The sequence below is a fragment of the Streptomyces sp. NPDC099050 genome, assembly GCF_044759865.1.
In the GTDB taxonomy this organism is placed as follows: Bacteria; Actinomycetota; Actinomycetes; order Streptomycetales; family Streptomycetaceae; genus Streptomyces.
The window spans coordinates 1-26,555 of the sequence record NZ_JBIWAE010000011.1 but is presented as its reverse complement, the minus strand read 5'-3'; the positions used below and the strand labels follow the sequence as shown (position 1 = coordinate 26,555).

General features: G+C 70.4%; 27 protein-coding genes and 2 pseudogenes. 13 read left to right on the top strand and 16 right to left on the bottom strand.

Features of this window, described 5'->3' with window-relative positions; translation table 11 throughout:
* Window positions 1-36: 36 nt before the first annotated feature.
* From ACIQV3_RS19645 to ACIQV3_RS19635, 3 genes are all read right to left on the bottom strand, one after another.
* Window positions 37-492, bottom strand: a complete 456-nt coding sequence (locus ACIQV3_RS19645) for a tellurite resistance TerB family protein (RefSeq protein WP_403713673.1) — start codon at window positions 490-492, stop codon at window positions 37-39.
* Between the two features lie 107 nt (window positions 493-599).
* Window positions 600-1,604 carry a sporulation protein gene (locus ACIQV3_RS19640; protein WP_403713672.1) on the bottom strand — a complete coding sequence of 335 codons (1,005 nt, stop codon included), beginning with the start codon at window positions 1,602-1,604 and terminating at the stop codon, window positions 600-602.
* Between the two features lie 86 nt (window positions 1,605-1,690).
* Window positions 1,691-1,912, bottom strand: a complete 222-nt coding sequence (locus ACIQV3_RS19635) for a hypothetical protein (protein WP_403713671.1) — start codon at window positions 1,910-1,912, stop codon at window positions 1,691-1,693.
* 411 nt (window positions 1,913-2,323) lie between these two features.
* Between ACIQV3_RS19635 and ACIQV3_RS19630 the strand changes: the two genes are divergently transcribed.
* The 3 genes from ACIQV3_RS19630 to ACIQV3_RS19620 all read left to right on the top strand — a co-directional run bounded on the left by ACIQV3_RS19630 (window position 2,324) and on the right by ACIQV3_RS19620 (window position 5,353).
* Entirely contained in the window at window positions 2,324-3,655 is a 1,332-nt protein-coding gene (locus ACIQV3_RS19630) for a hemolysin family protein (protein ID WP_403713670.1), read from the top strand.
* The gene (locus ACIQV3_RS19625) at window positions 3,652-4,680 is read left to right on the top strand and encodes a hemolysin family protein (protein ID WP_403713669.1); all 1,029 of its coding nucleotides are present in this window, start codon (window positions 3,652-3,654) and stop codon (window positions 4,678-4,680) included. The genes ACIQV3_RS19630 and ACIQV3_RS19625 overlap by 4 nt, the downstream gene beginning before the upstream one ends.
* 112 nt (window positions 4,681-4,792) lie before the next feature.
* Window positions 4,793-5,353 (top strand): hypothetical protein, encoded by a 561-nt coding sequence (locus ACIQV3_RS19620; RefSeq protein WP_403713668.1) that lies wholly within the window; start codon window positions 4,793-4,795, stop codon window positions 5,351-5,353.
* Between the two features lie 223 nt (window positions 5,354-5,576).
* Here the strand turns inward: ACIQV3_RS19620 and ACIQV3_RS19615 are convergent.
* Window positions 5,577-5,939 (bottom strand): annotated as a pseudogene (locus tag ACIQV3_RS19615) (tyrosine-type recombinase/integrase); the annotation flags it as partial.
* A gap of 1 nt (window position 5,940) precedes the next feature.
* On the opposite strand from ACIQV3_RS19615, the gene ACIQV3_RS19610 reads away from it, so the two are divergent.
* The 5 genes from ACIQV3_RS19610 to ACIQV3_RS19590 all read left to right on the top strand — a co-directional run bounded on the left by ACIQV3_RS19610 (window position 5,941) and on the right by ACIQV3_RS19590 (window position 11,374).
* Window positions 5,941-7,218, top strand: a complete 1,278-nt coding sequence (locus ACIQV3_RS19610) for an AAA family ATPase (RefSeq protein ID WP_403713862.1) — start codon at window positions 5,941-5,943, stop codon at window positions 7,216-7,218.
* A gap of 323 nt (window positions 7,219-7,541) precedes the next feature.
* On the top strand, window positions 7,542-8,366 hold the full coding sequence (locus tag ACIQV3_RS19605; RefSeq protein WP_403713667.1) for a DUF2637 domain-containing protein: 825 nt from the start codon (window positions 7,542-7,544) through the stop codon (window positions 8,364-8,366).
* 194 nt (window positions 8,367-8,560) lie between these two features.
* Window positions 8,561-9,022 (top strand): plasmid mobilization protein, encoded by a 462-nt coding sequence (locus ACIQV3_RS19600; RefSeq protein ID WP_403713666.1) that lies wholly within the window; start codon window positions 8,561-8,563, stop codon window positions 9,020-9,022.
* Window positions 9,019-10,719, top strand: a complete 1,701-nt coding sequence (locus ACIQV3_RS19595) for a relaxase/mobilization nuclease domain-containing protein (protein WP_403713665.1) — start codon at window positions 9,019-9,021, stop codon at window positions 10,717-10,719. Before ACIQV3_RS19600 ends, ACIQV3_RS19595 begins: the two co-directional genes overlap by 4 nt.
* A 358-nt stretch (window positions 10,720-11,077) precedes the next feature.
* Window positions 11,078-11,374: a hypothetical protein gene (locus ACIQV3_RS19590; protein ID WP_403713664.1), complete on the top strand. Its 297-nt coding sequence runs from the start codon at window positions 11,078-11,080 to the stop codon at window positions 11,372-11,374.
* 159 nt (window positions 11,375-11,533) lie between these two features.
* Here the strand turns inward: ACIQV3_RS19590 and ACIQV3_RS19585 are convergent, their stop codons facing one another.
* From ACIQV3_RS19585 to ACIQV3_RS19560, 6 genes are all read right to left on the bottom strand, one after another.
* Window positions 11,534-11,971 (bottom strand): NUDIX domain-containing protein, encoded by a 438-nt coding sequence (locus ACIQV3_RS19585; RefSeq protein WP_403713663.1) that lies wholly within the window; start codon window positions 11,969-11,971, stop codon window positions 11,534-11,536.
* A 28-nt stretch (window positions 11,972-11,999) separates the two neighbouring features.
* On the bottom strand, window positions 12,000-12,830 hold the full coding sequence (locus ACIQV3_RS19580; RefSeq protein ID WP_403713662.1) for a hypothetical protein: 831 nt from the start codon (window positions 12,828-12,830) through the stop codon (window positions 12,000-12,002).
* Entirely contained in the window at window positions 12,811-13,545 is a 735-nt protein-coding gene (locus ACIQV3_RS19575; RefSeq protein WP_403713661.1) for a hypothetical protein, read from the bottom strand. Before ACIQV3_RS19575 ends, ACIQV3_RS19580 begins: the two co-directional genes overlap by 20 nt.
* A 156-nt stretch (window positions 13,546-13,701) precedes the next feature.
* A complete protein-coding gene (locus ACIQV3_RS19570; RefSeq protein ID WP_403713660.1) occupies window positions 13,702-14,886 on the bottom strand; it encodes a cupin domain-containing protein in 1,185 nt (394 codons plus the stop codon).
* A 19-nt stretch (window positions 14,887-14,905) separates the two neighbouring features.
* A complete protein-coding gene (locus ACIQV3_RS19565) occupies window positions 14,906-15,037 on the bottom strand; it encodes a hypothetical protein (RefSeq protein ID WP_403713659.1) in 132 nt (43 codons plus the stop codon).
* Between the two features lie 201 nt (window positions 15,038-15,238).
* A complete protein-coding gene (locus tag ACIQV3_RS19560; RefSeq protein ID WP_037929703.1) occupies window positions 15,239-15,466 on the bottom strand; it encodes a hypothetical protein in 228 nt (75 codons plus the stop codon).
* Window positions 15,467-15,704: 238 nt separating this feature from the next.
* Here ACIQV3_RS19560 and ACIQV3_RS19555 point away from each other — a divergent pair, with 238 nt between their 5' ends.
* Window positions 15,705-16,988: a helix-turn-helix domain-containing protein gene (locus tag ACIQV3_RS19555; RefSeq protein WP_403713658.1), complete on the top strand. Its 1,284-nt coding sequence runs from the start codon at window positions 15,705-15,707 to the stop codon at window positions 16,986-16,988.
* Here ACIQV3_RS19555 and cutA read toward each other — a convergent pair.
* Window positions 16,985-17,302: a divalent-cation tolerance protein CutA gene (cutA, locus tag ACIQV3_RS19550; protein ID WP_376508244.1), complete on the bottom strand. Its 318-nt coding sequence runs from the start codon at window positions 17,300-17,302 to the stop codon at window positions 16,985-16,987. The two genes, ACIQV3_RS19555 and cutA, sit on opposite strands and share 4 nt — an antisense overlap.
* A 176-nt stretch (window positions 17,303-17,478) precedes the next feature.
* On the opposite strand from cutA, the gene ACIQV3_RS19545 reads away from it, so the two are divergent.
* Window positions 17,479-17,607: a hypothetical protein gene (locus ACIQV3_RS19545; RefSeq protein ID WP_403713657.1), complete on the top strand. Its 129-nt coding sequence runs from the start codon at window positions 17,479-17,481 to the stop codon at window positions 17,605-17,607.
* 55 nt (window positions 17,608-17,662) lie between these two features.
* Here the strand turns inward: ACIQV3_RS19545 and ACIQV3_RS19540 are convergent, their stop codons facing one another.
* Complete coding sequence (locus tag ACIQV3_RS19540; protein ID WP_403713656.1) at window positions 17,663-18,328, bottom strand: ArsR/SmtB family transcription factor; 666 nt, start codon at window positions 18,326-18,328, stop codon at window positions 17,663-17,665.
* An 86-nt stretch (window positions 18,329-18,414) separates the two neighbouring features.
* Here ACIQV3_RS19540 and ACIQV3_RS19535 point away from each other — a divergent pair, with 86 nt between their 5' ends.
* Window positions 18,415-19,779, top strand: a complete 1,365-nt coding sequence (locus ACIQV3_RS19535) for a rhodanese-like domain-containing protein (protein ID WP_403713655.1) — start codon at window positions 18,415-18,417, stop codon at window positions 19,777-19,779.
* Window positions 19,776-21,044: an MFS transporter gene (locus ACIQV3_RS19530; protein ID WP_403713654.1), complete on the top strand. Its 1,269-nt coding sequence runs from the start codon at window positions 19,776-19,778 to the stop codon at window positions 21,042-21,044. The genes ACIQV3_RS19535 and ACIQV3_RS19530 overlap by 4 nt, the downstream gene beginning before the upstream one ends.
* A gap of 119 nt (window positions 21,045-21,163) precedes the next feature.
* Here the strand turns inward: ACIQV3_RS19530 and ACIQV3_RS19525 are convergent, their stop codons facing one another.
* Window positions 21,164-22,411, bottom strand: coding sequence for an NAD(P)/FAD-dependent oxidoreductase (locus tag ACIQV3_RS19525; RefSeq protein ID WP_403713653.1), 1,248 nt, complete (start codon window positions 22,409-22,411; stop codon window positions 21,164-21,166).
* Between the two features lie 459 nt (window positions 22,412-22,870).
* On the opposite strand from ACIQV3_RS19525, the gene ACIQV3_RS19520 reads away from it, so the two are divergent.
* On the top strand, window positions 22,871-23,734 hold the full coding sequence (locus ACIQV3_RS19520; RefSeq protein ID WP_112446191.1) for an MBL fold metallo-hydrolase: 864 nt from the start codon (window positions 22,871-22,873) through the stop codon (window positions 23,732-23,734).
* A 521-nt stretch (window positions 23,735-24,255) separates the two neighbouring features.
* Here ACIQV3_RS19520 and ACIQV3_RS19515 read toward each other — a convergent pair.
* The 3 genes and pseudogenes from ACIQV3_RS19515 to ACIQV3_RS19505 form a co-directional block, all read right to left on the bottom strand.
* Window positions 24,256-24,949, bottom strand: a pseudogene (locus ACIQV3_RS19515) (VOC family protein); the annotation flags it as partial.
* 158 nt (window positions 24,950-25,107) lie between these two features.
* Window positions 25,108-25,494: a hypothetical protein gene (locus tag ACIQV3_RS19510; RefSeq protein WP_403713652.1), complete on the bottom strand. Its 387-nt coding sequence runs from the start codon at window positions 25,492-25,494 to the stop codon at window positions 25,108-25,110.
* 135 nt (window positions 25,495-25,629) lie between these two features.
* Complete coding sequence (locus ACIQV3_RS19505) at window positions 25,630-26,412, bottom strand: ribonuclease BN (RefSeq protein WP_403713651.1); 783 nt, start codon at window positions 26,410-26,412, stop codon at window positions 25,630-25,632.
* Between the last annotated feature and the right edge of the window lie 143 nt (window positions 26,413-26,555).

Below are 26,555 nucleotides of genomic sequence, written 5' to 3'. Positions count from 1 at the left end.
CGCTGACCGAGCGGCCCCGGCCTGGTCCCGTTCGGCTCAGAGGTCGAACTCGTGGGGCGGGAGATCGAGGGTGTAGCAGGCCTCGCGGACGATGGCCTGCTCGGTCTTGTCGAAGTCGCCGTCGGCGCCGCCGATGACGATGCCGATCTGGACGACGGCGCGGGCCTCGGCGGGCTTCTTCTTCGCCTTGGCGATCTCCTGCATCACGCTGACCTTACCGAGGGCGAAGTCGGCGGCCAGCTTGTCGAGGTTGGCCTCGAAACGCCGCTGGAGGTCGGCGGCGTCGAAGTTCTGCAGCACCTCGTTGGTCGCGATCAGCTGGGTCACGCGCTGCCGCTCGGAGGCGTCCACCGTGCCGTCGGCCGCTGCGACCAGGGCGCACATGGCCATGGACGCATCACGGAAGGCGCCGCTGGTCAGTTCGTTCTTCTTCGCCATGAGCTGGGTCTGCATCGTCGATGCGGATTCCTTGAAGCGGTCCCACAGGGCCACGAGAACTCCATCTGTGTCGAGTTGGCGGATCCGGCCCGGGACAAGCCTGGTCGAACGCCGGAATTACTACATTTCTGTAGAAGCTAGCAGGTGGGAGTGAGGGAGCCTCAGCTCTCGTCGTCGCCCTCCTCGGCCCCTTCCTCGTCTCCCTCGAAGAAGTCGCCGACCTCGTCCACCACTTCGGCGGCGACCATCCCGCCGACGACACCGACCGCGAGGCCGGCCGCACCTGCGGCGACGACGGTGCCCATGCCCGGACCGGAGTGGTGGCCGTGGTGGCCGTCTCCATGCGCGTGACCGCCGCCCTGCCCGTACGGGGCCCCGTGCGAGCCGTGCCCCGCGCGGTGGTCGATCAACTGCCGGATCCAGGCGTCGACCTCGGCGTTCCAGTCGCGGTGCGGGACCTCGGAGTGCGTGATCCTGTGGCGGGAGACGGCGTCGTGGCCCTCGGAGAAGAGGCCGCCGCGTTTGTCGGCTTCGAGTACGACCTCCAGCCCTGCGGCGTCGGCGAGGAAGGTCACCTCGATCTCGTTGACCTGGTGCGCGTACCGCGCGGGCGGGGTGAGCTCCAGCTCCTGGTAGAAGGGCAGCTGCTGGCCGGTGCCGCGGATGTGCCCCAGCTCCAGGTCGGCCGACTTGAAGCCGAAGCCGAGCTGACCGAGGGCTTCCAGGACCGCCTCCTGGGCGGCCAGTGGCCGTACGGTGAGCGGGTCGAGGTCGCCCTTGTCCTTGGCGCCCGCGACCGACAGCTCCGTCCGTACGCCGAGGACGATGCCGAGGGCCTGCCCGTACAGCTCGGTGACCGGCGTCTCCCACGGCAGCGTCATGGCGAAGGGGACGGCGCGTCGCTCGCCCTCGGCGAGGCGGAAGCCGCCCCCGACGGTGAACCGGTCGAAGACGACCATGCCCTGCGACTCGCCGTCGTCATGCTCGGCCTCCACCCGGGCGACGAGCTCCAGGGTGATGTGCTCGATGGTGAAGTCGGCCTTGCCGCCGTGAAGACGGACCTCGCCGCTCAGTGTGCCGCCGGGCACGGCGGAGACCGGATCGAGGACCGTGTCCACGGTCGGGCCGCCCACACCGAGCGAGCCGAGCAGCTTCTTGAACACCATGATGGCGTTCACTCCTTCATCTGTGCGTACGGGCCGTGGGCCGGCGCAATCCCGCCGCGGGGGAGGCACCGACCCACGGATCTGCGTTACTTGGCGGAGGTGTCCAGCGCGGCCAGCGCCTGGGCCCAGCGGACGTACTTCAGATCGGCCAGGTCGGCGACGGTCTTGACGCCGAACGCGTCCTTCAGGTGCTCGCCCTCACGCTCCGAGATGCCATTGAGGGCCGAGACGGGGGCCGCGAGTATCTCGGGCAGGCTCTTGTCCCGCCACGCCTTGTCCAGCACCTTGTCGAGATCGATCGAAGCCACGGCAATCCTCCAGTGCGCTCGCCGTCATGTTTCTACATGACTGTAGAAACGAGCATAGATGCGGAACGTTGCACGGGGGCAACAACCAAGGGGACCTGAAGGGGAAAGTCCGGAAAACACCCCCCGGCCCCAGCGGGACCCTGAGCCGGCCTTGCGCAGGGCTGGCCATCTGGACGCGGCCCCCTGTAGCCGACTCCGGAGCGATCAGCCGGCGAAGGCCCTTCCGTATCGCCGAGGACTTTACCGACCCTTTACGATGAGGTCGGGGACAATTCCCAGAACCCATCCGCGGACCGGAGACGGTGCCGCCGAGTGCAGAAGGAGCAGCAGACCCGCAATGGGTGAACCTCCCAGTCCAAGCCGTGCCACGTCCTGCCCGCAGATGATCGCGCCGGGAGCGGGGGTGGCACGGTGACCGAAGTCCTGCTGCTGCTTCTTGCGCTTGCTCTGACGCTGGCGTGCGCGGTGTTCGTCGCCGCCGAGTTCTCGCTGACCACGGTCGAGCGCAGTGAGCTTGAACGGGCCGCCGCCGCCGGTGAACGCGGCGCCGAAGGCGCCCTGAAGGCCGCCAAGCGCCTGACCTTCCAGCTGTCCGGTGCCCAGCTGGGCATCACGGTGACGTCCCTGGTGATCGGCATGCTGGCCGAGCCGTCCGTCTCGGCGCTGCTACGTGGCCCTCTTGAGGCCATCGGCCTGCCCGCAGGGGCCGTGCCGACCACGGCGACCCTGCTGGGCGTCGCGCTCTCCACCGTCGTCCTGATGGTGGTCGGCGAACTGGTCCCGAAGAACTGGGCGATCTCCCGGCCGCTGGCCGTGGCCAAGGTCGTCGCCGGTCCGCAGCGCGCGTTCACCGCCGCGTTCGGCCCGCTGATCCGGCACCTGAACAACACCGCCAACCGCCTCGTACGGCGCTTCGGCCTGGAGCCCGCCGAGGAACTGGCCTCCGCCCGTACACCGGAGGAGCTGGTGGCGCTCGCCCGGCACTCCGCCCGCGCCGGCGCGATCGAGGCGGACTCCGCCGAGTTGTTCGTCCGTACCCTGCACCTGGCCGAGCTGACCGCGGAGAACGTCATGACCCCGCGCGTCGACGTCCAGGCCCTGGAGCTCCACGCGACCGCGGCCGATGCCGCCAACCTGACGCTGGCCACGGGCATCTCCCGCTTCCCGGTCTACCGCGACACCCTCGACGACGTCGTCGGCACCATCCACATCCGCGACGTTCTCGACCTCGACGAGGACGACCGCCCGGTGACGACCGTCGCCGACCTGATGAGCTCCGCGCTGATGGCACCGCACTCGCTACCCGTCGACATCCTCCTTGGGCGGCTGCGCAAGGCCCACACCATGGCCGTGATCATCGACGAATACGGCGGCACCGCAGGCGTCGCCACCGTCGAGGACATCGTCGAGGAAGTAGTCGGCTCGGTCCGCGACGAGCACGACCCGTTCGAGGCCCCCGACCTCGTCGAAGGCCCCGAGCAGGACGGCCGCAAGGTCTGGGAGGCCGACGGCAGCGTCCGCGTCGACGAGCTGGAGGAGCTCGGTCTGACCGCGCCCGAAGGCCCGTACGAGACCCTCGCCGGGCTGATCGCGACCCGTCTGGAGCGTATCCCGGTCGAGGGCGACACCGTGGAGGTGGACGGCTGGGAGCTGTCCGTTCTCGACGTAGACCACCACCGCGCCGACCGTGTGTCGATCACGGCGCCGGCGCTCTCCGCCACCGATGAGGAGCAGGCCCGATGACCGCGATCCAGCTGCTGATCGGCGCCTTCACCCTGATCACCAACGCCTTCTTCGTCGGTGCCGAGTTCGCGCTGATCGCCGTACGCCGCAGCCAGATCGAACCGGCCGCGCTCAAGGGCGACCGGCGGGCGAAGACCGTGCTGTGGGGTCTTGAGCACCTCTCGGCGATGATGGCCACCGCCCAGCTCGGCATCACCGTCTCCTCCCTGGTGCTCGGCGCGGTCGCCGAGCCGGCCATCGCGCACCTGCTGGAACCGCCGTTCCACGCCATCGGGGTGCCCGAGGGGCTGATCCACCCGATCGCCTTCGTCATCGCGCTCACCCTGGCGACGTACCTGCACATGCTCGTCGGCGAGATGATCCCCAAGAACATCGCGCTCGCTGCCCCCGCGCCGACCGCGCTGCTCCTCGGGCCGCCGCTGGTCGCCCTCACCCGCGCCCTTCGGCCGTTCGTCTTCGGCATCAACGCCTTCGCCAACACCCTGCTGCGGCTGCTGAAGGTCGAACCGAAGGACGAGGTCGGCTCCGTCTTCACCGACGAGGAACTCGCCCGCCTCGTCAAGGACTCCAGCGCCGCAGGCCTCCTCGGCCCCGAGGACGGGGAGCGCCTCCGGGACGCCCTGGAACTCGGCACCCGCCCGGTCGGCGAAGTGATGGTCCCGCTCGACAAGGTGGTCACCGTCCCCGGCGACATCACCCCCCGACGCCTGGAGCGGACCGCCGCCGATCACGGCTACTCCCGCCTCCCCGTCATCGGTCCGGAGGGACGGGAGATCTGGGGCTACCTGCACATCAAGGATGCCCTCGCCGCCGGCGACCGCTCCGCCCCCTTCCCCCGCAGCGCCATGCGCCCCGTCATCACGGTCGCCCTCGACACCCCGCTCGACGACACCATGACCGCGATGCGCGACGCGGGCACCCACCTCGCGGCCGTCGCCGCCGCCACGGGCACGGTGATCGGCTTCGTCACGATGGAAGACCTCCTGGAGGAACTGGTCGGCGCCGCCCACGACGGCGCCGCCTGATCCCCCGGTCCCTCACCCCGATGGCCGGCACCCACTGCGGGTGCCGGCCATCGGCGCGGCGGCAGCCGGAATTCCTATGTCGTGGCCGGTTCGCGGCACTTATGCTGCGGCCGTGACCACACCCTCCAAGCTTCCGCGTCGCCCTCTGATAGCGGCGGTCCTGCTGATCGTCGTAGTCAGCGCCTCGGTCACGTCGTGGCGCTGGTGGGAGCGGCGCCAGGCCGGCGAGTTCACCCGCAACCCCTACTACTGCGAACTCGTCGCCCCCGAAACCATCCACCGGCTGCTGCCGACGGCCTACGGTGGGCGCGAGGACCTGGGGTCGTGCACCTGGGCCGCCCCAAGGGAGAAGGGCGTGTACCGGGCCAACGTCCACCTGCGGGCATCACGGCTCACGGTCGAGATGGCCCGCGAGAACTACCGCGAACAGCGCAGCGGCAAGGAACGCGGCTGGGAGAAGGGCACCCAGGAGGACCTGCCCGGCCTCGGTGAGGAGGCCTTCCTCCGCTTCGGGCCGACGGACCCCGGCAAGAACATCACCGCGCAGGTCGTCTTCCGCCGCAGCAACCTGCTGATCACCATCACATACGCCCGCAGCGACGACGACCGCGAGGCCGTCCGCACCGGAGCCATCGACGCAGCCCGCGACGCGGTCGCCCAGCTGCGGCCATAAGCCGACGTGCAACTACGTACCAGTCAGGGCGGTAGACAGCGGTCACCAGGGGCTCGTCCGGTAGCCGCCACGCAAGCCAACCGAGACTATGTTTCCGGAGTTCAGCAGGCCTCTATGGGAGACACACTCCAACGGGTGCCCGTTGGAGGACCTCAGATTTCCCGGCACGTACGCCGACGGGCTGGGACAACCCGGAGGTCGTTCCCGCCCGTCGGCGTATTGGTCAGGCTTCCCGCACGAGTCGCGGCCTCGACTTCGCGCCCGCCTTCTCGCGGGCCGCGCGGACCCGCGCATCGAGGCCACCAGCGACCTCCTGCTGACGTTCGTCGTCGGAGTGCTGGTAGATCATCGCGGCCTTCTCCGAGGACTGGCCCGCGCGGACCATCGTGTCCTTCAGCGTCGCGCCAGACTGGGTGGAGAGGGTATGGCCGGTGTGGCGCAGGTCGTAGAAGCGGAAGTCCTTCGGCAGGCCGACCTTCACGCGGGCCTTGGCCCACTTGCGACCGAAGGACGTTCGCCGGAACGGCGCTCCCTTCTCCCCCACGAACAGCAGCCCGCCGGGCTCCTTCTCCGCGAACCAGTCCACCATCGTCCTCGGCAACCGCCTCCAGGAACAGGGTGACCTGAACCGGGTCGGCGGCAAGGTCTACATGCACCAGCTGTACGGCGCCACGCCATCGGTCGACGGTGCGCTCCACTACGCCGGCATCGACCGCCAGAAGGCCGACCTGCGTCGCCTGCTCGCCTCCGGCATCCGCACGGTGCAGCGCGCGATGGAGCCGGGCGCCGACCCTGACGCCATCCGCAGCGAGGTCGAGTCCGAGGTCCGGGCCGAGCGCGAGCGGGCCCTGGCCTCCGGTCAGGGGCGGCTGTCGCGCTACATCACCGACGGATGGCGGTTCATCACCGAGACCGGCGCCGACAAGGAACCGTTGTGGGGGACCAGGGAGCAGACGGCCTGGGCTTCCGGCGAGAGCCTGATGATCCTCGGAGCTCCGGGCGTCGGGAAGACGACGCTCGCGCATCAGCTGATCTTCGCCCGCCTCGGCCTGACCGACAGCGTCCTCGATATGCCGGTCGCCCAGGGCAAGCGCGTGCTGTACCTCGCGATGGACCGGCCCAAGCAGATCGCGCACGCCATGGCCCGCCGGATCGGGCCCGAGCACGAGTCCCGCATGCGGGACGGGCTCGCCGTCTGGCAGGGCCCACTGCCCGCGACCCTGGACAAGGAACCGGACCTCCTCGCCGACCTCGCCGCCGCCCACCAGGCCGACACCATCGTGATCGACAGCCTGAAGGACGCGATGAGCACCCTGGTCGACGACGCCCTCGCGGTCGCGTACAACAACGCCCGCCAGCGGGCCATACGCAACGGCGTCGAGGTCATGGAGCTCCATCACCAACGCAAGGGCAGCGAGGGCACGCCGCGCGCCCAGCGGCCGTCGCTAGACCGCGTCTACGGCTCTACGTGGCTGACCTCTGGCGCGGGCACCGTCCTGTTCGTGTCCGGAGAGGCCGGCGACCTCGCCGTCACCATCCACCAGGTCAAGTGCTCCACGGGCGAGATCGGCCCCCTCCAGGTGATCCACGACCACGAGCGCGGCACCTCCCAGGTCGACCCCGCGCTGGATCCCGCCGAGATGCTCCGCAAGCGTCCCGACGGGCTGACCGTCCGCGAACTCGCCGTCATCCAGAGCGGCGAGAACAACCCGGACCGTGCCGCCACGGAGAAGGCCAGGCGGATCCTCGACCGCCTCGTCAAGAACGGCCTGGCGGCCAAGGCCGAGGGCGCGGCAGGCGGCAACGGGGGCGGCCAGCAGGCCCGCTACCGGACCTCCGTCCGCCACATCGGCGCCGTCTCCTAAGGCCGCCGTCCGGGCGCGCGTCCCGTACACGGGGGCGTACACGCGCCCTCGGGGCACAGCCCCGCCCACGCCACCCCGCAGGCGTACACGCATCACAGAAACCGCAGGTCAGGCGGTCACGCACCCGTACACGCCGTACACGTGCCAGAGCGTTCACGCGCGAGCCCCCCTTTAGAAGGGGGCTCGCGTGTACGCCCCCTCCGTGAACGCCGTCATCGCCCCCTCCAACCCCCATCAGGAGAACCCCTCTGCACACCAACCCCATATCCCGACCCACCTCTGCGGAGGCAGCCGGGCGCTACGTCCTCGCCGCCGCCGGCGCCGTGATCATCGTCCTGACCGCCGCCGGGTTCTGGCTCTCGTACGCGCACCTGGCCGAGGTCGCCGGAGCCCACGGCCTGGCTGCCTCCCCCATCCGCCAGTGGGCGTGGCCGGCGACTCTGGACGCCTTCGTCGTCATCGGCGAACTCCTGATGCTGCACGCCGGGCTCCGTCGGGAGCCGGACGGGTGGGCCATCGCGCTGACCGCCACCGGCTCGGTCGGGTCCATCGTGCTCAACGTGGCCGGGGTCAGCGGCACCGGGGACGCCCCGGTCCCCGTCCTCGACTACGTGGTCGCCGCGGTCCCGCCGACTGCGGCACTGCTGGCCTTCGGCGTGCTCATGCGGCAGATCCACCGCCTCGTCGCCACGCCCTCCCCCGACACGAACGCCACGGTGGCGGAGGCCCAGGAGTCTCGTTCGGTAGGCCCAGAGACTGTGGACAGCCACAGCCACAACGACGCCCAGCCTGATCGAAGCGCCACACCCGCGCCGGGGCGGCTCGTCGCCGAACCCCCTCCGGACCAGCTCGCCCGGCGGCCAGCCGCGAGCGCGACGCCCGCCGACGAAGTGGCGGTAGGCACCGAGGAGGTGGCGTCGCCCACGAAGCCGGCCAAGCGGGCCGACAGTCGGCTCCCCAAAGCTTCTATGGAGGAGGTCCTCGACATCGGCCGCACGGCCAAGCTCGGCCCGAAAGGCCGAGTCTCCCGCCGCCACATCGAGGCAGCCGTCCGGGCCAAGGGCTTCTCCATCAGCCGGGTCCGAGCGCAGGACGCCCAGCGCGTTCTGCAGGCCGAACTCGACGGGACCAGCGAGACACCGTCCTGATCAGCCACATCACGGCACCCCACCCCGCACCGACTCACCCCACGCAGGAGCACCACATGCATGACCAGCAAGACCCTTCGCCCCTCAATCCGGAAGAGACCATCGCAGCTTCAGGCGGAGCAAGTTGGAGGTTCGGACACTCCCCCGTCGGGGGTGCGTCCGAACCGAAGCCCGCCCCGGGGGTGGCGGACTCCGTGCCGCGCCAGGGGGCGCGGGACGGGGAGGCTGCGACCGAGGGCGGACCGCAGCCTGACGGGTACCGGGGCAAGCCCCGTATCCGCGCTGACGAGCAGCGCACCGCACGCAGCGTCCGCCTGAGCGAACCCGAGTACCTACGCATCGCCGCCGGCGCCAAGGCCGTCGGCATGAGCGTCGCCGGGTTCCTCGCCCACTCCGGTCTCGCGGCAGCCCGTGATCAACACCGAACGGCCGCCGCCATCGCCACCGAGCAGGACGTCCTCACCGCGCTTTTCGCCCTTCGCCGCCAGCTCGGCCACGCCAACAACAACCTCAACCAGGCAGCCCGCGCCCTGCACCTCGGCCTCGCCCCCGAAGACCTCGACGCAACCATCGCCGCCGTCCACCGCGCCGCCGATGGCGTCCGCCAGGTCACCGCCCGCATGACGAACCCCGACGAAGGAACCCAAGCGGCTTGATCCCCTCCATCCAGAAGCAGGGCACCAGCACCGCTGGTCTGCTCGCCTACCTCTTCGGCGCCGGCCGCAGTGAAGAGCACGTCGACCCACACCTGGTCGCCTCCTTCGACGGCCTCGCCCCCGACCCCGGCCGCGACCCCGGCGCCACCGAGGAAGACCTCCAACAGCTCCTCGACGAACCGCTCCGCCTGCTGCCCGCGGGCACCCGCCCGGACAAGCCCGTCTGGCACGCCTCCGTACGCTCCGCCCCCGGCGACCGGACGCTCACGGACGACGAGTGGGCGGACATCGCCCGCCGGGTCATCGCCGCCACCGGCATCGACCCCGGCGACGGGGCGGGCTGCCGCTGGGCCGCCGTGCGCCACGCCGACGACCACATCCACCTCATCGCCACGCTCGTCCGCGAGGACGGCCGCAAGCCCGACCACCACCGCTCCGGCCAGCGCGCCCAGAACGAATGCCGCCGCATCGAGGCCGACTACGACCTGTACCGCGTGGCGCCCGGAGACGGCACCGCCGCCAAGCGCCCCACCAGCGCGGAACGCCACAAAGCCCAGAGCCGAGGCCGGGACCGCACCGCCCGCGAGGAACTGCGCGAGAGCGTCCGCCAGGCTGCGGCGGGCACTGCCTCGGAGACGGAGTTCTTCGACCGCCTCGCCTCCGCAGGCCTCCTCGTCCGCCGCCGGACCGCCCCGTCCGGCGACACCCTCGGCTACACCGTCGCCCTGCCCGGGGACCGCAACAAGGAAGGGGCGCCCGTCTACTACTCCGGATCGAAGCTGGCCCCCGACCTCTCCCTGCCCCGCATCCGCGAACGCTGGACCGGCTCATCGACCCAGCCGACTCCCGCCCAGGCCAGCCGTCCCGCGGGCGCCCGCCGCCACGCCACCGAAGCCGTCTGGCAGGCCGTCCTGCTCATCGACCACGGCGACGACGGGACCGTGGCCGCCCAGATCGCCGCCGCCGGCGAGGTCCTCGACGCCCTCGTGGAAACCTCCCCCGCCCGCACTCGCCACCAGCTGAGGCAAGCGGCCACGGCGTTCGAGCGGGCGGCCCGCTCCCACGTACGCGCCGAACGCGGCCACGACCGTGCCCTGCGCCAAGCCGCCCGCAATCTGATCCACGGCGGTCCGGCCCTGGGCCGAGGCGAAGACGGCGCCACAGCCGCGATGCTGATCGACATGGCGTTCTTCCTCGCCACCGCCGCCGCCACCTGGCACGCCAAGAAGAACCACGCCCAGCAGGCTGTTGCCGCCCTCCAGGCAGCCGAACACCTCCGCGCCGCCTACCGGACAGCCGCAGCCCAGCCCATGGCCGTCCTCCAGCAGCGCGGACGCCACATGGCTCAGCCCCTGCAGCGCCAGCACACAGCGGCCCTGCGCCAGGCGATCCCAGACCTGGCGGAACAGATCCTGGCCGAGCCCGGCTGGCCGGCCCTGGCCGCCACCCTCGCCGACGCCCAGGCCGCCGGCCACAGCCCCGTCGACCTGCTCACCGAAGCGACCCAACGCAGGGAGTTGGGCAGCGCCACGTCCATCAGCGACGTCCTCGTCTGGCGGCTCCGACGCCTCGCGCAGCTCCCCGCCGACCCCGCGGCCGCACGTCCCCAGGCCGTTCGCGCCCACAAGGTCCCCGCGCCGCCGTCCACCACGCAGACGGCTATCAAGGCCGCCGGCGACAACGCCCGCCGCCGCTGAGCCGGCCAATCGTGGCGCCCCTTATATCCGACGATCCGGGATTATCAAATTCCGTGATCCTCCGGAGCATTGAAGGTGTCACCACTAATCGCCCCGCAAGGAATCCCCGCATGCCCAACCCGAATCCCGTGCCGGAACCATCGCGCTCGATGTGCGTCACGAGCATCCAGGCCCGCCCCGCCGCTCCCGCCGGGCCCGTCGGTGCAGAGCACCCGATCCCCCAGGCCACACGCGTTTTCCGCCACCGCTGACCGGAGCGCGCGGCGCAACATAGCCGACGATCCCCGGTCAGCCAAACCGGGGAATCTCCAGACACTTGAAATATCGCCCTTCCCGCACACCTTCGAGGAGCACTCGCATGCCCGAAACCGAAATCCGGCCCGCCGTCGTCGCCCTGCTCTGCGACTCCGACTTCAAATTCCGGCGGGACACCAACACCTGGTCCCACATAGACGGCCGCCCCTTCACCAAGGAGGAACAGGCAACCGCCCTGAATGCCACCCGCGCGGAGTTCGAAGACTTCGCTGCACAGCACACCCGCTACATGGAGTATCTGCGGACGAAGGAGCAGGCTCCGGAAGCCCTCCAGCAGTTCCTCGCACCGTTCATGGACCAGCTCAGCACCAAGACCCCGGCAATGCCGTCGAGCTCATGACCGAGGCCGAAAGGGCCCAGTTGGACAAGCTGCTTGGCCGCACGATCGAGCCGCCTCGCCGCTTCACCGCGTACACCTTCTGACCAACACCGCCCACCGGGGCCAACACGATTCCGCGTTGGCCCCGGTGGCCTGTCCGCATGTCCGCATGTCGTACGGCTAGACCACGACCCCAGCCCCGAGCATGCCGGCGCCGATAGCGCCCCGCAGAACGTGGGCGATCTCCTCGGGCTTGAGGTCGATGCCGTCGAGCCCCTCCGCGGTCAGCGGGATCTCCTCCAGCGCGTACTCGCCGCGGCCCTCTGCGCTGAACTCGGGGCCGGTGCGGTCCTCGAAGGACCACGTCGTGATGCGGGCGAGGTAGAAGAGCTGACGCTCGTCGTCGGACTCCATCGTGTGCAGGAGACGGACGATGTCGGCCTTCCCCGCGATCTCTTCGTGGATCTCCCGGTGGAGGGCGGCCTCCCGGGACTCGTCGCTCTCCTCGACCCCACCGCCGGGCAGCACCCAGTACACGGGCATTCCGGGCTTGGTGCGGCGGATGACCAGCATCGTGTCGTCCGCGGTGATGAGGACGGCTCGGACTCGTTCGATCATGTTGGTCTGTCTCCTTGGTTGTTGACGCTCAGCGAGGAAGGACGCCCGTCACTTCCTCCGCGCGCTGGCGCAACAGCGGAGCCAGCTCCCTGTACCAACCGCGGCCGACGGCCTGGAGCATTTCGGCGAGGGCGATCTGTTCGCCGATCCGGCCGGCGGGGGTGTCCAGGACGTCGGCGAATTCGATGCGGATGCGCGCGGCGACGGCGGGGACGCGGAGGCTGTTGACGTGGAGCATGGCCGGGTCGTAGCCGACGGGGACGGCGCCCCAGCGTTCCCAGTCGAGGATGACGAGGGGGTGGTGGGTGAGGTTGGCCCACTGGAGATCGGCGTGGCCGGTGACGCGTTCGGTGATGGTCGGCGCGGGGATGCCGAGGAACTCGGGGAACACGCGGTTCGCCCAGGACTGGCGGATGGTCTCGCGGGGCGGCTCGGCAGCGCTGAGGGCGTCCAGGCTCTCCCGCAGCGTCGCCCACCAGGAGTCCGGGAGACCTGGGTCCTCCGTAAGGTCGGGGGTTTCCGGAGAGATGACGGGCTGGGCGACGTAGTCGATCAGCTCGGCCTCGAAGACGTACTCCCCGCGCCCCCACCGGTACAGGTCGTGGAGGTGGGGGCGGGACACCTTGTCCGAGACCCGTTCGTCGGCGAGCGCGATGCCCTCGTTCCGGGTGGTGGGGGTCTTGGCAGCTTCACCGCAGTGGACGCGGAGCCAGTGGCCGTTCTCGGTGCGGGAGCCGACGGTCCGGCCGAGCCATCCCCAAGACAGCGGACCCGTCGGAGCGGTGGCCAGATGTGAGGATGCGGTGGCGAGGGCGTCCTCCATGCGGGCCCTGGTGGTCTCATCCTTGGGCGAGTACATCGGTGACCCTCCTGAGCTGGTCCGGTTCGAGCGGCGAGGCAATGGCCTCCTTGGCGGCCTTCCAGTGCAGCGGCGTACTGGCGGACAGCAGTACCACGTCCAGGCTCGGGCAGGACACCGCAGCCAGGAGGCAGGCCGCGGCCGTGCTGGTGCCGGGGCGTATGAACTCGGCGAGTTCGGGTGTGGCCAAGTCGAGGAGTTCGCCGCCGTGCAGGGGAGAGGAGCCGAAGGTCAGCAGGCCGGCGGCGCGGGCCTGGACGAGCGGGCCCCGCCCGCCGAGGGCGAGGGCGATCGGGCGGACCATGACGAGGCTGACCGGCTGCTGGATGGCGCCGAGGTGGTGTTCACCCGATCCGGCAGCTTCCTTGGCCAAGGCGAGGAGTTCGGGGACGGTGAATGCCTCGTGCTGGAAGCCGGACCAGGTGGCCACTCCGTACCCGGCGATGCGGCCTTCGGTGGCGTACTCCTCCAGCACGGCGAACGCACCGCGCAGCCGCGCGTGCAGCACCGCACGGTCCTGGTCAGCGTGCTCGGGGTTATGGACGAACACGATGTCGGCGCGGCCCAGGGCCGCGAGGGAGCGATCGGTCTGCCAGCGGGCGAAGCCGGGGTGGAGGCTGTGGCCGGCAGCGGCTTCGGCGGGTGTGAGGACTCCGGCCGCCACCGCGGCCTCGCCTTCCTGCCGGGTGAAGAACCCGGTCTTCGTCGCGACCATCGCACGGGGGTGGTCGGGCGATGACCGGGCCTAGTGTCCGGTGGGCCGTGGCGTAGTTGGGTGCCGTGTCCAGCCAGACCAGCCCGTCGGAGCATGCGGTGCGCGCCGGCTCCTCGACAGTGCGCACCCGGTACGTCCCGAGCCCGAGGGCAGCGGTCACCCGGTCGCCCCGATCACGGCGGCGGCCTGTCCGCCGACCAAGGCCGAGACGACCTCGGCGCACTGGGCGACGGTGAGGCCGGATTCGGTGGCGAGGTCCCCGAGCGTGACCGGCGGCCCGCTGGCCAGGCGGTGCAGCAGCGGTGCGGCGGGCAGTGTGAAGGTCCACTCGCGCCCGGCGCCGGAGAAGGTCACCGCCTCGGCGTCCTGGTCCACCCGGGCGCGGGGCACGGTGACCTGGACGGTGATCCCGGGCTCGGGCGGAACCGTCGCCAGGTGCGGCAGGGAAAGGCGCGGGTGTCCCGGGTGTGTGGTGTCCAGCGACCTCTCCCACCGGTTCAGAACCTCCGGGTCCTCCAGAGCGGCCAGCACCTCCGTGCGTACGGCGCCCAGGTAGTCCGCCCGCTCTTCGGGGGTGCTGAAGCGGGGGACATCGGAGCGGACGGTTGCGCTGGTCCGGAGGTCGTCGCAGAGCCAGCCGAGGAACTCGGCACCGGTCTGCGTGGCCAGCCCGAAGGTGAGGTGGAGCGATGCGGTGCCCTGGTCGGCGCTCACCGCGTGCCACCAGCCGCGCGGCAGGTAGAGCAGGTCGCCGGGCGTCAGGACGATGTCCGCGATCGGCTCGCCCGTCGGGGCCTCGGGGGCTTCGACGTCGCGCCAGGCCGGCGCCTGCCGGGTGGTTCCGTAGATCTTCCACCGCTTGGAGCCTTCAAGTTGGAGGACCACGACGTCGTGGTCGTCCCAGTGAGTACCGAAGCCCTCTTCGGACGTCCAGGAGGCGTACGCGTTGGCCTGGACGGGGGTCCGGGAGAACCGTTCGAGGCCGGCGGCGGCTGCCCGGACGGGCGGGTGGATCTGGTCGATCGCGTCGATGACGAGGGACGCGCCCTCGGCGAGGCGCGCGTGGAACTCCGTCGGCTGCGGCTGATACCAGGACACCCCGCGCCGGTTCGTGCGCAGGACGGAGTACGCCGTCGCGGGGACGGCCTCCCCCGCGCGGGAGAGTCGCAAGCGGGGCGGCTCCAGCCGGTGCGCAGAGATGATCTCGTTGATGTCGTCCCAGGTCAGCAGGGTAGGAACGGCGGTGCCGGCTGAACGGATCACTGCGTGGGCGCGGAAACACGTCTGGGCGAGGAACGTGTCCCCGCCCAGACGCTGCGCCCACGATGCGGAATCAATCACCGTGGGTCTCCTCGGTCGATCAGGTGTCGTTCATGTCCGACTTGCCACCGGTGTTGTCCGAAGCCTCTTCGGCGCGCGACCGCGCCGCGTTGATCCGGCCGACACCGATCAGCAGACCGCTGGCCTGCTCGGTGGGAGCGTTCTCGTTCATCCCGTACTCCTTCCTGATCCTTGATGTGGCCCGCAGGGGTTCCTGCGGGAAATCTGGGGGTGGGGATGGTGCTGCGCGTGCACCCGCGGGGTCAGGGCCCGGTATCGCCGGCGAGGGCGAGAGCGACCACCAGGACGCAGGTGGCTGCGATGTAGAGCAGGACTGCGAGTTGCTGGCGCCATCCCCGCAGGGCCCTGCGGTTCAGCCTCGCTCCAGGCTGGAGGGGTCCTTGACGATCCACTCCGAGCCTCCGCCCTCGGGCCGGGCAAAGACCGCGTTCGCGTACGAAACACGGGTGGCCGGGTCTTCGTACTCGCCGATGAACTGGACGATGCCCCGCCGGTTTTCCAGCGGGTCGAAGACCGGCGTTCCTTCGCTGACCCAGCCGGGCACGGTCTGACGCTGTCGCGGACGGATCTGAGGGGCCACGACTCTCTCCTTGGTCTCGGGCTGGCGCGCTTCGCTCCGGGAACGCAGCGGGCCGCAGGTGCGACATGGGGTACGGCCTTACGACCCGCTGCGAGGGGGAGGCCGCCCTTCCCGGGCGGCTGTAACCAGTCAACTGCCTTACGCGTTTGGATGGATGGGCCAGAAGGCATGGCCATTCCGGGGACATGGCCAGGTTTTATGGCCAGGCTGGGATCAGGGCTCTGCCGACGGTCGGGGGATGGCGATGATGACCACGAACGAGGGCGACGGTGTGGAGCCGATCGGGCCGCTGCTGCGGCGCCTGCGCATGGCCGGCGGACGCACACAGGAGGGCCTGGCGGCCGATCTCTCCGCACGACGGGGGTACCCGCTGGAGCAGGGCGCGGTCTCCAGGTGGGAGACCCACGAGCGGCTCCCGGACCCGGCTTCACGGGCACTGCTGGCCGCGGAGTTCGGCGTACCGGAGGAGGAGCTCCGCCGGGCCGTCTCTCTCGCCCGGCGCCTTCGCCGACAGGAGCAGAAGGACCAGACCGACCAGGAGAACGAAGTGTTCGACCGCCGCGGATTCATGACGGCTTCGGCCGGCGCTGGGATCGCCGTCATACAGCCCTCTTCCCTGCTCTCGTCAGGACGGAGAATCGGAGCCGACGTTCCAAGGCAGTTGAGCCAGCGCACCGCCCGGCTCCGGCGCCTCGACGACTTCGTGGGCGGCGGCGACACCTACCAGATGTACGTCCGGGAGCTGGCGACCACGACCCGGCTGGCCGACGAGGGGGTCTACAGCGAGGCGACCGGCAGGGGGCTGCGGGGAATCATCGCCGAGCAGGCCCAACTCGCAGGCTGGGCAGCGTACGACGCGGGCCAGTACGTGGAGGCCCGCGGGCACTACATGACCGCCTTGGCCGCATCACGCACGGCCGAGGACAGCTCTCTGGAAGGCAACTCGCTGGCCTTCCTCGCCTACCTGGAATGGACCGTGGGCAGCGGCTCCGGGATCCGCTTCGCCACGGCCGCGTACGAGGCGCTCGGTTCGGGGACGGCACCCGTCGTACGGGCACTACTGGCCGACCGACTGGCCTGGCAGCACGCGACCTCCGGGAACGCCCGGGACGCGGACTACGCCCTGGGCCTCGCCGAGGAGGCGATCCACGAGCCCGGCGACGAGCTGGGCCCCGACTGGGCGTACTGGGTGGACCGCGACGAGGTCGCGATCATGACGGGCAGGTGCTGGTCGGAGCTGCACCGGCCCCTGCGGGCGATCCCGGCCCTGGAGGACGCCCTGGACCGGTACGACGACTCCCGGTCCCGTGACAAGGCGCTCTACCTGTCGTGGCTTGCGGCGGCCTACCTGGATGCCGGCGAGATCGAGCACGCGACCGCGATCACGACCCGGGTGTTCGACCTCTCCGAGGGACTCGCCTCGATCCGGCCGATGGTGCGGGCCCGCCTGATGGTCAAGCGACTGGAGCCCCACCGGTCCCTCGCCCCAGTTGGTGCCCTGCTGGAACGGGCCAAAGGTTAGCGGGTGGCCCGAGTGATCCAGTCCAGGTACTCCGCTCGGCCGGCGTCGATGGTGAAGGCGATGACCTCGGGCGAGTCGTAGGGATGGTTGTCCACCAGGTGCTTCTCCAGCGCTTCGCGCCGGTCACCGGCCGTACGGAAGGTCACCTGGAACTCGTTCCCCTCGGAGACCTCTCCGAGGTGCCGGTACGTCGTCTCGATGGGCCCGGTCACCTGCCCGGAAGCGGCCAGATTCGCCTCCACTGCTGAGCGCGATAGCTTCCGCGCGGCGTCCTGATTGTCCACGGTCGTGATCACGATCAAGAAGTCAGCCATGGGGGCAACGTACCTGGCCTGACGCTGCGTTGGCTTGCACAGGCCATTGATTCCGGCGAGATCGACGAGAACCGATCACGCCGGGCGCCCCGCACGACCCCAGCACCTTTACGCGCTCCTGGCCAAACGGGTGACGCGAGCCTTTACCGCGCCTGCCGGAACCCTACTTTCGGAGCATGTACCTGAAGAACGGGAAGAACGATCACCGCATGACCAACCCCGGCATCGACCTCGACGCACTCCCTCCGGACACCCTCGTCACCCAGAAGGCCTGGCCAGCTCCCGCCTCGACGGCGGCGCCATGAGCCGGTACAGCCCCCAGCGGAGCGCGTGACTCGTGGGACGGGTGCAGGCAAAGGATCAGGCGGCGTCCGCCTCGACGGGCAGGTCGGCCAGGCGCCATTCCAGCATGCCGTCGGTGAGTCGCAGGGCCTTGCGGCCGTGCTGGTGGAGCAGGCGTACGGCGTCGTGGGCGAGGACGCAGTAGGCGCCGCGGCAGTACGCGACGACCTCGACGTCGTCCGGTAGTTCGGCGATGCGCTCGGCGAGTTCCTCGACCGGGATGGAGATCGCACCAGGGATGTGGCCTGCGGCGTATTCCTCGGCCGGGCGGACGTCGAGGACGACGACTTCGCCCGCTTGGGCGCGGGCCCGTAGTTCCTCGCGGTCGACCTCTTCCGCTGCGTCCGTGCCGAGATATGCGGTGCGAGCCGGTTCGACAGCGGCCTGGTGGGTCTGGGCTACCTGTCGCAGGAGGGCGTAGAGGGCGGCGACGTCGTCGCCGGCGAGGCGGTAGTGGATCCGTACCCCCTCTCGGCGGGTGGCGACGAGTCCGGCCTGCTTGAGGGTCTGCAGGTGCGCCGAGGCCGTGGTCAGGTTCAGTCCGGCCGCCTTGGCGAGCGCGTCGACCGTGCGCTCGCCCTGCGCCAGCAGGTCGAGCAGTTCCAAGCGCTTCCCGCTGCTCAGTGCCTTGCCCGTGAGGGCGAAAGCGTCGTACAGGGCCGACTTGCGTGCGGCATCTCCCATGACATCCTCCATAGATCCATGGAATATTGTATCTGTGGGTAGGCGCTGGGACCACCGAGCCCCTACCGTGACATCTGGAGGACCTGATGGGCTTCGCCGACGATCACTTGATACCGCTGGTTGACGAGGGGCTGGGAAACAGCTCCTACCTCGTCGACCTCGGTGACGGACGTGCCCTCGCGGTGGACGCGAGCCGGGACCTGCGCGCACTGCGTGCCTCTGCCGGACGGCGGCGGCTGCGGGTGGCGTACGCGGCCGACACCCACCTGCACGCCGATTTCCTCTCCGGCGCCGTCCAGCTCGCGCACGACGACGACGCGACGGTCCTGGCCTCGGCCGCCGGCCACCGTGCCTTCCCGCACACACCCCTCGCCGACGGCGACGAGACCGACCTCGGCGGCCTGACCCTCCGTGCGCTGGCCACCCCCGGCCACACCGACGAACACCTCTCCTTCCTGCTCCTGGACGGCACACGCGAGCTGGGCGTCTTCACCGGGGGTTCGCTGATCGTCGGCTCAGCCGCGCGCACCGACCTCCTCGGCGCCGACCGCGCCGAGGAGCTGGCCCGCGCCCAGTACCGGTCGCTGGGGCGCCTGGTCGAGCTGCCGGACAGCACGGCGGTCTGGCCGACCCACGGCGCGGGCTCGTTCTGCTCCGCCCCTCCCGGCGCCGAGCGCACCACAACCATCGGTGACCAGCGTCGGGCCAACCCGCTGCTCGCTGCGCCGGACGAGGACGCCTTCGTGCGGCAGCTGCTGGGGAGTCTCGGTTCCTACCCGGCGTACTTCGACCGGCTCGGTGAGGTGAACCGGCGCGGGCCCGCGGTCCTAGGCTCCGCACCCACGCTCGCCCCGCTCACGGTGGCCGAGGTCCGCGGCCTCCTCGGGCAGGGCGCTCAGCTCGTCGACGTCCGCTCCGTCGCCGATTTCGCCGCAGGCCACATACCCGGCGCGATCTCCAACCCGCTGCGCGGGCAGTTCGCCACCTGGCTCGGCTGGCTGCTGCCCGACGACAGCCCGCTCGTGTTCGTCACCTCCCCCGGTCAGGACCTCGCGGAGCTCACCTGGCAGGCCCTGAAGATCGGATACGAGCGGCTGGCCGGGCACCTCGAAGGCGGCATGGACGCCTGGACCACCGCCGGGGGACGGCGCCAGAGCATCGAACTGCTCACCGCCGACCGCATCGGGGGCCGGCCCGTACTGGACGTCCGCCAGCGTGCGGAACACACCGCGGGGCACATCGCTGACGCGGTCCACATCGAACTCGGCGATCTCGCAGCCCGCTCCGGTGAGACTCCGGAGGGTGCCGTGGTGGCCTGCGGTCACGGCGAACGTGCCATGACGGCCGCCAGCCTCCTGCAGCGCGCCGGGCAGCGGGACCTCGCCGTCCTCGACGGCGGCCCGGGCGACTGGGCCGAGGCCACCGGCCGCCCCCTGCAGGAGGGGGCGTGAGCATCCACGCAAGCGGCGATTCCAGTACCGGCATACGGCTCGGACTGCGGGCCAACCTCCCCCAGTTCGCCCTGCTCGTCGCGGTCAACGCGCTCGTCGGCGGGATGCTCGGCCAGGAACGCACCGTCCTGCCGCTGCTCGCCGACGACGTCTTCCACCTGTCCGCCTACACCGCCGCCCTCACCTACATCGTGGCGTTCGGCGCGACGAAGGCCGTCACCAACTTCTTCGCCGGGACCTGGTCGGACCGGTACGGCCGCAAACCGGTCCTCATCGCCGGCTGGCTCATCGCCCTGCCCGTGCCCGCCATGCTCGCTTGGGGCCCGTCCTGGGGCTGGATCATCGCCGCGAACATCCTGCTCGGCATCAACCAGGGCCTGACCTGGTCCACCACCGTCATCATGAAGATCGACCTGGCCGGCCCCGAACGCCGGGGACTCGCCATGGGCTTCAACGAAGCCGCCGGATACGTCGCCGTCGCCGCCACCGCCATGGCCACCGGCGCCATCGCCGAACACGCCGGCCTGCGCCCCGCCCCGTTCCTCCTCGGGGCCGCCTACGCCGTCCTGGCGCTGGGCCTGTCCACCTTCGCCGTACGCGAGACCCGCGACCACGCCCGCTTCGAAGCCGCCCGCCACACCAACCCCACAGGCGGCGGTCACGACGCGGAACTGACCACCGGCCAGATCGCCCGCCTGACCAGCCTCCGCGACAAGGCCCTCTCGGCCGCCAGCCAGGCCGGCCTCGTCAACAACCTCAACGACGCCCTCGCCTGGGGCATCTTCCCCCTGCTCTTCGCCGCCCACGGCCTGTCCATCGCCCAGATCGGCATCCTCGCCGCCCTCTACCCGGCCGTCTGGGGCGCCGGACAGATGCTGACGGGCTGGTGGTCCGACCACATCGGCCGCAAGCACCTCATCACCGCGGGCATGCTGCTCCAGGCCGCCGCCATCGCGCTCGTCGCCGCCGGCACCACCTTCGGTGTCTGGGCCACCGCGCAAATCCTGCTGGGCATCGGCACCGCCTTGGTCTACCCGACCCTGCTCGCCGTCATCGGCGACGTCGCCCACCCCGCCTGGCGCGCCCGCGCCGTCGGCGTCTACCGCCTCTGGCGAGACGGCGGCTTCGCCGTCGGCGCACTCCTCGCCGGCGTCCTCGCCGACGCCTACGGCCTGACCACCGCCATCTACGCCATCGCCGCCCTCACCGCCGCCTCCGGCCTCCTCGTCGCCGTCCGCATGTACGAAACACACCCCCGCACCTGACCACCACACCGTCGAGGTTCCCCAGCCACACGAGGCGCCGTGGCACCTGTCGGCGTCGCCGAACCTCCCGGTGACGACACGCTACGCCGGGGCGCGTGCCACTACGCCGGTCAAGGCGGTCAGGCCGCGTTCCCCGTATGGCCGCTCATCCGTTCCTCCATGTGTCCGAAGAACACCTCGGGCGGCGTCACTCCAGCCGTCACCCTGGCGAACTCGTCCTGCGCCGACGGGCTCTGGGACACCGCGAGGAGCAGCTGCTCCATCTCAGGAGGCGGCGGCTCCAACGTTGCGAACTCCGCCGTGAATTCGTACATGCTCATGACCTGGGCATCCCTCGCCTCCTGGGTCGCCCGCATGGCTTCGTCGAAGGGCTGCCGTCCGTCGAGTGTGTCGCCCAGTGCCCGGGCGCACCGCTCCGCATCCCGGAAGGCGTCCTGGATGCCCTGGGCGGTGATGGGGTCCTTCAGGTATCCGGCATCGCCGACCAGCACCCAGCCTGGGCCGTAGGGCTTGCGGAAGTAGTTGGGGATGGCCATGCCCAGGAACCGCTCGGCCCGGGTGGCGGCCGAGACCCGCTCGGCGAAGGCCGGCGCCAGGGCCAGCGTCGCACGGTAATTGCCTTCGACGTCCGCACGGTTGGCCTCGAAGTCACGCATCGGCCAGGCGCAGATGAGCAGTGTCAGATCGTCGTTGGTGGGCCAGGCGGCGAAGGCCCGGTCCCCGCGGTCGTACGCCTCGAACGTCCCGCGCATCGGAAGCCCGGACCAGTAGGTGTAGTAGTAGGCGTTGATCTTCGGTTTCTCCGCGTAGCCGACGGCGCCCACCGCCTTCGCGACCGACGAGTGGAGTCCGTCCGCGCCCACGACGAACCGGGCGTACTCGGTGACGGTCCTCCCGTCCTTGCCGTGGCCCTTGATACCGGTCACCGTGTCCCCGTCGGTCAAGATCTCCTCGACGGTGAACCCCTGGCGCACCTCGGCACCGGACTCCGCCGCAGCGTCGATGAGGATCTCGTCCAGGACGGTGCGTCGCGGTGCGTACGAGGCGTCGAAGCCCTCTCCGGCCGGCGAACCCGTGATGGTGAAGGGGCCGAGGTCAAACGCGTAGGTGTCGATGGGCGGGCAACCGGTCTCGACCACCCGATCCAGCAACCCCCAACGCTCCAGCGCGGCGAGGCCCGGCGGGTGGATCAGATGGGTGGAGATCGTGTCGCTCGGAAACGTCGCCCGGTCGACCAGGAGGACCCTGTGTCCGAGGCGGGCGAGAAGCATGGCGGTCGGTGCCCCTGCGCAGCGTCCACCGACGACGATCACGTCGTGGTCGCGGGTGCCGGTGTCGGTGCCAGTCGCGCTGGCTGCACTGGTCATGGCCCCACCTGCCCATCGGTCGGCACCGCCCTCCCGGCTCCTGATCCGGTCGATCAGGAGCCGGGAGGCCCACCCGTCGTCGCGATGCGGTTTCGGCCCCCTTCCACGCTAGACCAGGCTCGGCTTCGGGGCCCGCCGGAGCACGTCGAGGAGGTTGCGGAGACCTTCACCGCGATCCCGTCAGTGGTGTCCCGGAAACACGGGAGCTACGCGGACGAGCAGCCCGCATCGAGGGCTGAACACGCCGGCCTGTGCCTACGTGACCGGTGACAGGCCTGGACGCCGGACGGCGGCGGGCTGGTGGTCGTGTTGCGGATCGGATGCGAGCCCGCAGGATGGGTCTTGGAAGTCGGGTCGGCAGCTCGTCGAGTCCCGGCCCTGGGTCCGAGGCCAACCTGGCGCCCGACCAAGCCGGATGTGTTGGCCTGGATCTCGACGAGAGTGGAAGGTAGCCACTACATGCCGGAAGCCACATCAGCGCTGCGGTACGAGACGTTGTGCTTGCGCCGGTCAGGTCTGACCCGCGACCTGCCGGCCGGCACTCCGCCAGAGCTCCAGTGGGTGGTCAACACCGCGACACTGATCCTCGGTGAGCGTGACGCCGCGCTGGTCGACACGTTCCTCACCGTCGAACAGAACCAGCAGCTCGTCGACTGGGTGAAGGCCCACGACCGCAACCTGGCCTACGTCTACATCACGCACGGCCATGGCGACCACGGCTTCGGCGTGAAGCAGCTCCTCGAGGCATTTCCCGAGGCCAAGGCGATCTCGACCGCCGCAGCCGTGGCCAAGGCCAGGTTCGAGGGCACACCGCCCTACGTCGACACCTTCTGGACCTCGCGTTTCCCTGGGCAGGTCCCGCTGCCCCAGGTCTTCCCGGAAGTCCTTGAAGGCGACACCTTCACCCTCGAAGGCCATGAGCTACGGGCAGTGGAGACCGGCTTCACCGACTGCGAGGGCAGCACCGCGCTGTGGGCGGCGGACCTGCGGCTGGTCGTCGCCGGCGATGTCGCCTACAACGGCATCCACCAGTACCTGGGCGAGACCACCACCGCGTCACGCGAGGAGTGGATGCGCGCCACCGACACCCTCGCCGCACTCGACCCCGCCTACGTCGTCGCCGGCCACAAGAACCCCGACCTGCCCGACGACCCGAAGATCCTGGCCGAGACCAAGCAGTACCTGGCGGACTTCAACCGGCTCGACGCCGAGACCAAGACTGCGGCCGAACTGTACGAGGCGATGCTCGCTCTGTACCCGACCCGGGCGAACCCGGGCTCACTCTGGGGTGGAGCAAAGCGGGCCAAGGCGTCATCGCAGTAACGTCAAGCCCGGCCAACGACAGACCGCCGACGCTCAGACTCGCCTGCCGGGGCCACTCGGGAGCCGAAGCCCCTGACCCAGAGACCAGCCCTCGGCATCGCACAGGTCGAGCCGCCCAGCGAAGCAGCGATTGCGCTTGCAAGGTCCCCTCTCGGGCATGCCGTCGTTGGGCCTCGGCATCGCCGGTATCGCCACCTGGGTCGAACCCTCGCCGGGCGTGTGCCGGGTACGTGCCCCAACCGTGCCCTTAAGGACGGTCAGCAGCGGTCAGAAGGGGATCACGGAGGGGCTCTACGAAGGACACCCCAGGAACTGTTTATGCAGGTCAGGCGCCATCTCCACACGCTCCGCGCAGTAGATTCCCAAGCTTATAGCGCGGGTTCGATTCCCGTCATCCGCTCTTACAAGAAGGCCCAGGTCAGCGACCTGGGCCTTCTTCGTTGTCTAGACCTTTCAGGCCCTTCCGTGCCCTCCGCGTGCCCCAACTCGCAGGAATGCCCTGCTCGGAGGGCATCTCGGGCGCCGTCGGGGTCGCTCAGAGCGGTCCAGCGGCTGACTGGCGAGGTTTGGACCGGTGAGACGGCCTGGCCTCCGAGGCGGGTGGCTGTTCCCACCGCCGCTTCCAGGCCGGGCACGTGGAAGTGGACGTGCCAGCGTGGCCGGACCTGTGGGTCGGGGTCGGCTTCGAGGGCTCCGCCGCTGATCCGTGCGACGGTGTCGTTGCCGTGGCGGATCACGACGTGGCCGTGTTCGTAAGCGACGTCGCAGCAGCCGGGGCGTTCGCAGGCCCAGGCGAGGACTTCCCCGTAGAAGATGGCGGCGGTGAAGGCGTCGCGGGTGCGGAGTTCAAGCCATGCGGGGCTCTACCGCGGCCGACCGTCCAGTCGGGGATCACTGTCCCTCGCCAGAATCCGAAGACCGCCCCGTTGGGCTCGGCGGCCAGCGCCGCGCGTCCCGTGCCGAAGGAGAGCGGGCCGCCACCACGGTGGCGCCGCGCTCTCGGATCCTTGCGGCGGTCACGTCCGCGTCGTCAACGGCGAAGTACGGCGTCCACGACACCGGCAAACCCAGGCGACGAGCCAGTACGCCGATGCCGGCGACCGGGGCTCCCTCGCGGACAGCGACGGCGAACCCCTCCCCGGGCCGGGTGCTGCGGAACTCCCAGCCCATCACGGCCCCGTAGAACCGCTGAGCCGAGGCAAGGTCCTGGGCCATCAGGCTGACCCAGCACGGTGCGCCGAACACCTCACGGCTTGACGTTGGCATGGTTCATCCGCCGCTCACCGTCACTGGGGCGGGGCCCGCCTTGGCGCCGGGCGGCACCTGCGTACGTTCGGGCCGCCGTCGAGAAACGACCGACGCCTGTGAGCGCGCTATCCGGCGCTGCGTATACCGGGCGGGTCCTGGGGGTCAACACCAGTGGAGGCGGAGGCGTCCTTGGTTCCGCTGGGGCGTTGTGAGCGGCCTCGCGGGCCGAGGTCGTGCATGCCCTTGGCTCCGGACCCCTTGCTCTGATCCTCCCCGCGGGCGCCCATGCTCTTGGAGGGGTTGCCGTGGGGGTTGCCCGCTTCTTCCTTGGAGATCGTTCTGCCGGGGCCCTTGTCGGGAGCGTACTTTTCCGGGTGGAAGGAGCGGTGCGCGCTGGGGTTCTCTTCCTGGTGGGTCTCGTCCACATCCGGAGACCAGCCGTGCTGCTTCCCCTTGTGCCGGCTGATGCCCTCGCCATCGCGGGGCTGGGACGGCTTCGGTTGCTTGGTCATGGCCTGACCTGCTGTCCTTGTATCGGGATGGACGCACACGTACGCGCGCTTTACCCGTGTTAGTGAAATTCTCCCACCTGCCTGCCGAGCGGTCATGTCAGGCCGCAAGGGTTCTCCTGTTCTGACGACCGGACCTCAGTCTCGCCGTTTCAGCGCGCGTGCCAGGCGGGGGGCCTCGTCGTGGAGCAGTCGGCCTGCCAGGGCGCCGCCGAATACGACGACTCCGACGCCGACGAGCCAGGACTGGATGACCAGGACGGTTCCGAACGGGCCGTAGGTGACGGCGCTGGATGCGATCAGCGGTGAGAACACAAGTCTGGAGAACAGCCTGAGGCCGAGCAGCCCGAGCATGGTGGCGACCGCCCCGGGCAGCAGGGTGGCCCAGGCGACCCTGCCGCCGAGCAGGAGCCGCTGGGACCACCAGAAGAACAGGGTGCCGCTCAGCACCGTGACCGCTCCGCGGGCCGAGGAGTCCCGCCACAGGGGTGTGATCGCGGACAGGAAGAGGATCCCGATGAGGACGGCGAGCCACAGTACGTGCCGCCACCTGGCCCACCAGCGGGCCGGGGGCAGATCCCAGATCTTCTCGTAGCCGCACTGCACCGCCGCTCCGAACGACAGACCGAATACGGCGAGCACGGCGAGGCCGAACGCCGTCGTGGTCCGCCACGCCTGGCCCGGCAGGGCGAACAATCGCTCGATCTCCCCCCTGGCGGCCGTGGAGACGCCGAGCCCGTCTCCCAGCCACTGCGCGAACCCCCGACCGCTCGCCGGATCGGCCGCCGACACAACGATCAGCAGCGGCACCAGCGTCAGGAACCCGAGCGCCGCGAACCCCAGCGCCTGCTGCCACAGGTCGATATCGCTGCCCCGCCCCCACCTGCGCCCGGCCCGCGAGCGGCGGATCGCGCTGCGCAAGCGCCCGAGCGGAGACAAGCGGCCCACGGCATCGGAGGAGATGCCCTCGCTAGACGAGTCATTCCGAATGATCAGTGGTCGTAGGCGATCAGTGATCGTGTGACCGGCTGGCGGGTCTTGTGGTTGTGCCAGATCGCGGCGGC

Coding starts and splice junctions, on each gene's coding strand:
- ACIQV3_RS19575 (WP_403713661.1), bottom strand. CDS start 13,545: ATGGTCGCGACGAAGACCGGGTTCTTCACCCGGCAGGAAGGCGAGGCC.
- ACIQV3_RS19535 (WP_403713655.1), top strand. CDS start 18,415: ATGGGCTTCGCCGACGATCACTTGATACCGCTGGTTGACGAGGGGCTG.
- ACIQV3_RS19525 (WP_403713653.1), bottom strand. CDS start 22,411: ATGACCAGTGCAGCCAGCGCGACTGGCACCGACACCGGCACCCGCGAC.
- ACIQV3_RS19640 (WP_403713672.1), bottom strand. CDS start 1,604: ATGGTGTTCAAGAAGCTGCTCGGCTCGCTCGGTGTGGGCGGCCCGACC.
- ACIQV3_RS19540 (WP_403713656.1), bottom strand. CDS start 18,328: ATGGGAGATGCCGCACGCAAGTCGGCCCTGTACGACGCTTTCGCCCTC.
- ACIQV3_RS19625 (WP_403713669.1), top strand. CDS start 3,652: ATGACCGCGATCCAGCTGCTGATCGGCGCCTTCACCCTGATCACCAAC.
- ACIQV3_RS19520 (WP_112446191.1), top strand. CDS start 22,871: ATGCCGGAAGCCACATCAGCGCTGCGGTACGAGACGTTGTGCTTGCGC.
- ACIQV3_RS19510 (WP_403713652.1), bottom strand. CDS start 25,494: ATGACCAAGCAACCGAAGCCGTCCCAGCCCCGCGATGGCGAGGGCATC.
- ACIQV3_RS19555 (WP_403713658.1), top strand. CDS start 15,705: ATGGCGATGATGACCACGAACGAGGGCGACGGTGTGGAGCCGATCGGG.
- cutA (WP_376508244.1), bottom strand. CDS start 17,302: ATGGCTGACTTCTTGATCGTGATCACGACCGTGGACAATCAGGACGCC.
- ACIQV3_RS19585 (WP_403713663.1), bottom strand. CDS start 11,971: ATGATCGAACGAGTCCGAGCCGTCCTCATCACCGCGGACGACACGATG.
- ACIQV3_RS19565 (WP_403713659.1), bottom strand. CDS start 15,037: ATGAACGAGAACGCTCCCACCGAGCAGGCCAGCGGTCTGCTGATCGGT.
- ACIQV3_RS19590 (WP_403713664.1), top strand. CDS start 11,078: ATGCCCGAAACCGAAATCCGGCCCGCCGTCGTCGCCCTGCTCTGCGAC.
- ACIQV3_RS19580 (WP_403713662.1), bottom strand. CDS start 12,830: ATGTACTCGCCCAAGGATGAGACCACCAGGGCCCGCATGGAGGACGCC.
- ACIQV3_RS19545 (WP_403713657.1), top strand. CDS start 17,479: ATGTACCTGAAGAACGGGAAGAACGATCACCGCATGACCAACCCCGGC.